This window comes from Lacinutrix sp. (assembly GCF_023299985.1).
In the GTDB taxonomy this organism is placed as follows: Bacteria; Bacteroidota; Bacteroidia; order Flavobacteriales; family Flavobacteriaceae; genus Lacinutrix.
This window is the reverse complement of sequence record NZ_JALZVX010000013.1, coordinates 1-6,316: the sequence shown is the minus strand read 5'-3', so window position 1 is coordinate 6,316 and position 6,316 is coordinate 1. Positions and strand designations below refer to the sequence as shown.

The 6,316-nt window shown below is 30.2% G+C and carries 4 protein-coding genes and 1 pseudogene; 1 reads left to right on the top strand and 4 read right to left on the bottom strand.

What is annotated here, in order from left to right; genetic code table 11:
- From Q0C58_RS01025 to Q0C58_RS01010, 4 genes and pseudogenes are all read right to left on the bottom strand, one after another.
- Nucleotides 1-1,655: pseudogene (locus tag Q0C58_RS01025) on the bottom strand (CHAT domain-containing protein); the annotation flags it as partial.
- Nucleotides 1,656-1,724: 69 nt separating this feature from the next.
- Nucleotides 1,725-3,683, bottom strand: coding sequence for a PKD domain-containing protein (locus Q0C58_RS01020; RefSeq protein ID WP_290696471.1), 1,959 nt, complete (start codon nucleotides 3,681-3,683; stop codon nucleotides 1,725-1,727).
- Nucleotides 3,684-4,077: 394 nt separating this feature from the next.
- Entirely contained in the window at nucleotides 4,078-5,049 is a 972-nt protein-coding gene (locus Q0C58_RS01015; RefSeq protein ID WP_290696469.1) for a hypothetical protein, read from the bottom strand.
- Between the two features lie 73 nt (nucleotides 5,050-5,122).
- Nucleotides 5,123-5,557: a hypothetical protein gene (locus Q0C58_RS01010; RefSeq protein WP_290696467.1), complete on the bottom strand. Its 435-nt coding sequence runs from the start codon at nucleotides 5,555-5,557 to the stop codon at nucleotides 5,123-5,125.
- 143 nt (nucleotides 5,558-5,700) lie between these two features.
- Between Q0C58_RS01010 and Q0C58_RS01005 the strand changes: the two genes are divergently transcribed.
- Complete coding sequence (locus Q0C58_RS01005) at nucleotides 5,701-6,282, top strand: sigma-70 family RNA polymerase sigma factor (protein ID WP_290696465.1); 582 nt, start codon at nucleotides 5,701-5,703, stop codon at nucleotides 6,280-6,282.
- Nucleotides 6,283-6,316: the final 34 nt, after the last annotated feature.

Below are 6,316 nucleotides of genomic sequence, written 5' to 3'. Positions count from 1 at the left end.
GAAATGTTATTATTTATATTTGAAGGACTATCGAAATATTGAATAAAACGTTTTATAGTTTGAGTATTGGTTTTGTTTAAAGGAATCTTATTAAATGCAGTTACTTTAAATGAAACTATAATTTGATAAATAGCATGTTTGCCATAAAAATAATTTACAAGTGTTGCTTTGTCTTCTGTTAATTTAGATTTAAGCTTTAATTGATCTAAACTGCTGCTGGATGCGATAGCATATTTATTTTCAATTTTATCTTTCAAATTTTTTAATTGAATATTTATGGAAGCTAATTGCTCTCTTAGGTCTAGTTTTTCTGCTTTGCTAAAATTAGAAAAAGGCGTTCTTATTAATTTATTGGTAAGTTGCTCTTGATTTTTTAAAAGTGATTGTTGTTTTAGTAAAAGCGAATCGTTAGGATTACTCTTTAATAATTCTTTTTTACCAACTATTTCTTTTAAAATGGAGGCTTTATAGCGTTCGGAAAGTTGTAGTGCATGTAACGTATGTTTTGAGTCGTCACTTGTTTTTTGTAAATAATGTAATAAGTCGATGCTTTTTTCGCTACGCTTTCTTTTTTCATTTAACAACAATAATTTACCTTCTTGACTGGTAACGTTTTGTGCTAACAAATCGCTAACATAAAAGCTTAAGTTGTAATAGTCTATTGCTTTTTCTGGATTGGTTTCTAATTCAGCAAACAAATCGAAAATACCAATAAAAGCATTTTCTGGATACAAGTCTGTTTCTGTTGGAAACACATTAGAATCGTAATTAGGCAGTAACGCTTTCAAGCCATATTTTAGACTTTTTATAGCCTCTTCTTTTTTATTTAAAAGATAGTAAAGTTGTGCTTCTTCTGTATAAATTTTTGCATGAGTAGTTGCTGAAGACAATGCATTAGTTTTAAGTAGTTTTAAAGTTTTAAAGCTTTTTAAAGCTGAAGAGTACTCTTTTTGTTGCATTGCTAACTCATAAGCCAATTCATGTTCTTCGATAGATTGTGGTTTAATATTAGGAACTATAATATCATTATTTAAAAGCGCTATTGGTTGTTTTAACCTAAGTTGACTTCTAGATTTTATACTTTTTAACTTACGTTTTTGTTGTGTATTGGCTTGTTTTATGGTGAGTCCATAATTTGCGATATCGATTGCTAATTTGTGCCTACCAATAGTTTGATATAAACGCGATAGATTTACAGCACCAGAAACACGTTGTGTATTATTTTTGTTTTTTTCGGCTATTGCTATGTAAGTTTTTATAATATTTTCGGCACTTGTGTGGTCTCCTATTTTATTATAAAGTACACCTAATGGAATGAGACAAAAATCTACAATATTGAACTTGTAAACTAATCCAATTTTTTTGTTCGTATAAAGCTGCCATGCTTTTTCATAGCTTTTTATTGCTTGCGTATTTTTGCTAACCGATTTTAAATAATGCGCTTTGTTAACTAATAGATTTACAAACGAAAAGTAATCGTCTGTTGTAGATAATTCGCTTTCAAATAGTGAAATGCTATTATCTAAAGTAATTAGTGTTTCAGTAGATTTTGTATTGTTAAAAGCATCAGTTGCATTATAAATTCTATCTTCTAAGCTTTGCGAAAAAACACTTCCGAAGCACAGAAAACAGATAACGAGTAAGTGGTTTTTCATTTTAAAAATTTATAGAAAACAATAAAAACATAAGAGTAAATTGCTAAAAGACGCTTAACATCTTTAATGTTAGAATTTCCAGATAGCGTAGAATTGCATATAGTTAAAATCTTCTTTAAAATTAATAACATATCGTGCGCCAACGCTAGGTCCAATTCTTGCAAATCCAGCTGTAGCTTCAATTAAAAAACCGCTTCTAAAATTTGAAAACCCAGATTTGGTACTGTTTTCTGTTTCACTAATTGTACTATATTCTCCCAAATCACCGTTATTTAAAACTTGGGCACGCTCAACGGTTTCGCTTTCGGTATTTTCTTCGCTTAATGAAAACATGCCTTGTAAGCCAGCTCCTAAACCAATATAATTATTAATATTATATCTGGCTAAAATTGGTATTTCCCAATCCACATTATCGAAAGTTGTTGTGTTGGTTGTTCGAGTATTTACAATTCCAGTAGGACTATCTTCTATGCGTTCTTCTACAGTTGTATTTCCTGTATATTGGTGAAAACTATTTAATAATTCTACTTGCCAATACCATTTATAAGATTTGTAAGGTGAAATAGTTGCACCCACAAAATAACTTTTAGAATCTTCCAAATCACTAAACGAATTATAACCTGCTTTTGCACCAATAGAAATACCTGGTAAAAAGCGAGTGGTTGAGTAGTTGGTAATTATGGGTTCGTTTTTATCGAAAATAATAGCCGTTTTAGATTTGGTTTTTTGTTTATGAAAATCTTTACTAAACTTTAAACTATACTTCACGAAACCTTGAGTAGAATCGTAATCTTTTACATTTTTTTGTTCGCTACCAGGAAGATAGATGTTTTTAAATGTAAAAATGGCTTGCTTGTTAGTGTATGCAGTATCTAAGCAACTGTAACTAACTTCCTGTTTTGGGCAAATTTTTACTTTAGGATACATGTCTTCCACATTAATAGTGCCTTTATCGAACATGTCTGGAATATCTGTTTCTAACCTAATAGTACTTGCTGGACCTTCACCATTATTTTGAAATCTAATTTTAAATTTTGGTCTTTTAGCACGTACTAACCTGTAATTTAAAAAAGTGGAGTTAGAAGACATTTTGTTAGGATCGTGAGAGGTTACAATCTCCATTTCCATGTTTTTTACTTTATGTGTTTTATAGTTGTTATCTGGAATATAAATGCTCCTTATCGAAATAATAGCACTCGTATCCTTCAACATTTCTGGTGTTGTTTTAAAGGTATAGAAAATATTACGCTCTTCGTTTGGTTTCATATTATCGAATTCTATAGTACTCGATTTTTTATATAGTGTTTTGGTTTCGGCCAGAGTAAGTTCTAAATCTTCTTTTTCTGTAGAATCTCTAAAACGTGCACGCAGTAAATTGATTTTATTTTTTGAAGAGGCATAAAAACCACTTTCATCATCAACATCGTTTGTAAATACAAAATCTGTAGTTTCAATCTCTCTTTCATTATTATAAACTCTGGTGTCTGCTAATTCAAAATTATCTGCTCTATATTTTTGTTCATTAAAGTAAAGATGAAGTGTTCCGCTTGTAGCATAATCTTTATAGTTTTTATAGCTCATAACTACTACCATTTCTTCGCTTGGCATTGGTTCTCGATTTCGAGTAAGCTCAATATCATCTGTCATGGAAGCAGAATCTTCTGCTGAGGCACTAGTATTATCAATTTTTATTTTTTTAGGTCTTGAAGTTGGTGGTTTTCCCGTATCGTAAACATTGGTTGCCCAATACTTTACTTCGTACTCGTCTTGTTTTTTGTATTGCTTAATTGGCGATTCTTCATTACTATAATCACCATCACCAAATTCCCAAAAGTGTTTGTAAAATGCTTTTGGAGCTCCAGCAATTTGAGTTAAAGCTGGTGTTTTTGGTGTAAATTTTACTTCTGTGCCATTTTTACTATAAGTAATGCTAGCAACTCTTCTAGTTGTATCCATTACTTTTATGTCTTGACTAAAAGCAGTTTGGGATAAAACAATAAAAATGAAAAAAATTAATTGGTTCTTCATAATAGCGATAGGTTATAGATTTTAAATATACAAAAACAGAATTTCATCTTTCTAAATACATTATTAACGAAGTTAAATTATTAGTTGTTCATTTTTTAAACCTATGCTATTACTTGCTGTTTTGAGTTGACTATCTGTTAAGAAGATTTTATTTATAGGTTTTATGCAATTGATGCTAAAAGACTTAATAAAATTACTAATCTAATAGCAAAAAATAATATTTGTTCGTTTACTAATTCTATATGTTTCATAATCATTGGTTTTAATGTGCTTCACCTTTATATAAACACAACAATTATTTTGTTACCCTCTTCTTAAAAGTTTTTAAAAAGAAAAGGCCAGAAAAATTAATTTCTGACCTTTAAATTAAATGTAGTTTTTATGGTAACGTGTTTTAATCTAATATTGCTAAAGCATCCAAGATTTCTTGTGTAGACTTGGCTTCAAAGCTTAACGTTATTTCTTCTTCATCACTAATAGTTATATTTTCCATTGCCAAATATTGCTGGTTGTTTTCTAAGGTGATTGCTATGTAAGTAACATCTAATCCTTCTGGAAGCATGTCTACATAACTTTGAATTCCATTAGCATAAATGGTACTAAATTTAACTACAGCAGGAAGGTTGTTTTCTTCAAAAACTAAGAAAATAACAGTTTCAGCCATGTTTGGACTATTAGATAAATTTATGTAGTTAGTAGTTTTGTTTCCTGGATAGCTGTAAAACTTATCGCAGTTAGACCATCCAGTATCAAAAACATCGTAAATGTAAGATGCAGGAGCAGATACATATTGCATGCCGTTTCCAGCGACACCAACGTCACTTGTTGGATTCCAAACAATACCTTCTTCGTTAGATGTTGTTCCTGTAAATGGTAACATCTCATTATCTAATCCACCAGCAGATGGAACAGATATTTGGTAGTTAATTCCACTTGCAATAGCTACTTCATTTCCATTTTGAGAAATTTCAACTTCTGTTTCTCCTTCAGACAATAGAAAAGTGTTTTCACTAGAAAAGTTAATTGCATTTGTTGGTTTGTTAGATAAAATCATCTGGCTTGGAGTAAAAATCTCCTTAATTGAAACATCTACTATTCCTGTTACTGGATTATTATTTCCATCTACAAAAGCGTTAGGAGGGAAAGTTACTACTGTTCCATCATTACCTGCTACGCTTCCTCCAGTTGTTGCGTCGATTGTGAAATTTTGATTTTGCACTCCATTGGCTTCAAAAAAGCCATTAATATCGTTATAACCTAAAACTTCGTTGTTGTCATTTATATTATCTCCCTCATTTGGGTCACAACTTGTGAATGATAATAAAGTTACTAATACTAATCCTAATACTTTGTTTAAATTTTTCATAATTTCTAATGTTTTAATTTGTTATACATCTTTATATAAATAGGGCAACCATTTTGTTACCCTATTTGAGTGATTATTTTTTATTTTCTATAATTCTGTAAGACACTATGTCTCCTTTTGCTACTAAAGACATCATTTTTTTAGCTGAAAATTCACTAGAACTAAAACCTTTTGCGTAACCTTTTTCACTTTTCACTTCCCAGAAATAAACTCTGTTATCTTGAGATTGCATGTCGCTTTTTAACACGAAGTAGTTGGTGATTTTTTGCGCTATAACTACAGTACCTTGTCCAACCATATTAGCTCTTTTTTTAGCATCAAATAATGTTGTTGCTGTTCCAGAAAATTCTCCTGTTGTTGTTTTTACTCTCCAATCAAAAATTTCTACTATTTCATCTTTTGTAATTTCTACACGTGTTTCAGTGTTTAGTGTCGTTTTTAAATTTGTAGCGTTTACGTTTAAAAAACTAAATACTATTGTTGCGATAATTAAAATTGAATTTTTCATAATGTTTATTGTTTTATAATATGTTTAATTGTTTTTGGCGTTTTGCCTTTTACAACCTTATATCAAAACCATTTAAAAATTGTTACCTCTTTTTTCTAAATTTTTTTTAAATTCGTTGGAAACTAACCGAAAAACAAGGAGTTATGAGTGAAAAAAAAATTCACGAAGATCAAAAATATGTCGATGGACTTTTAAATAACAACTCCTTTATTATACAAGCCATCTACGATACCTTTGTGCCAAAGGTGGTAAACTACATAAAGCAGAATAGTGGAAACGCAGACCAAGCACAAGACATCATTCAAGACACTATAGTCACTATATATAATCAAGCAAAAGAAAAAGGACTAAAGCTTACCTGTCCTTTCGATGCTTACTTTTTTTTACTCTGTAAACGTAAGTGGTTAAACGAACTCAAAAAAAAGAATAATAAAGAGGTAACAATTAACGAAGAAGTTTTATCTAAAGATGACGACGCACAAGAACTCGCCTTTGAAACCTCTTTATTTGGTGAAAAACAAGCCTTATTTAACGAGATGTTTAGCAAATTAGGTACAGCGTGTAAAGATTTAATAAAAGCAACTTTTAAAATAAAATCTATGGAAGAAGTTGCAAAAAGTTTAGGTGTAACTTATGCCTACGCTAGAAAAAAGAAATCTTTATGCATTGGACAATTAACAAAGTTGGTTCAAGAGTCGCCAAAATTTAATCAACTTAATTATTAATTGACATGGAAGAACAAGATTACATACAATTCGA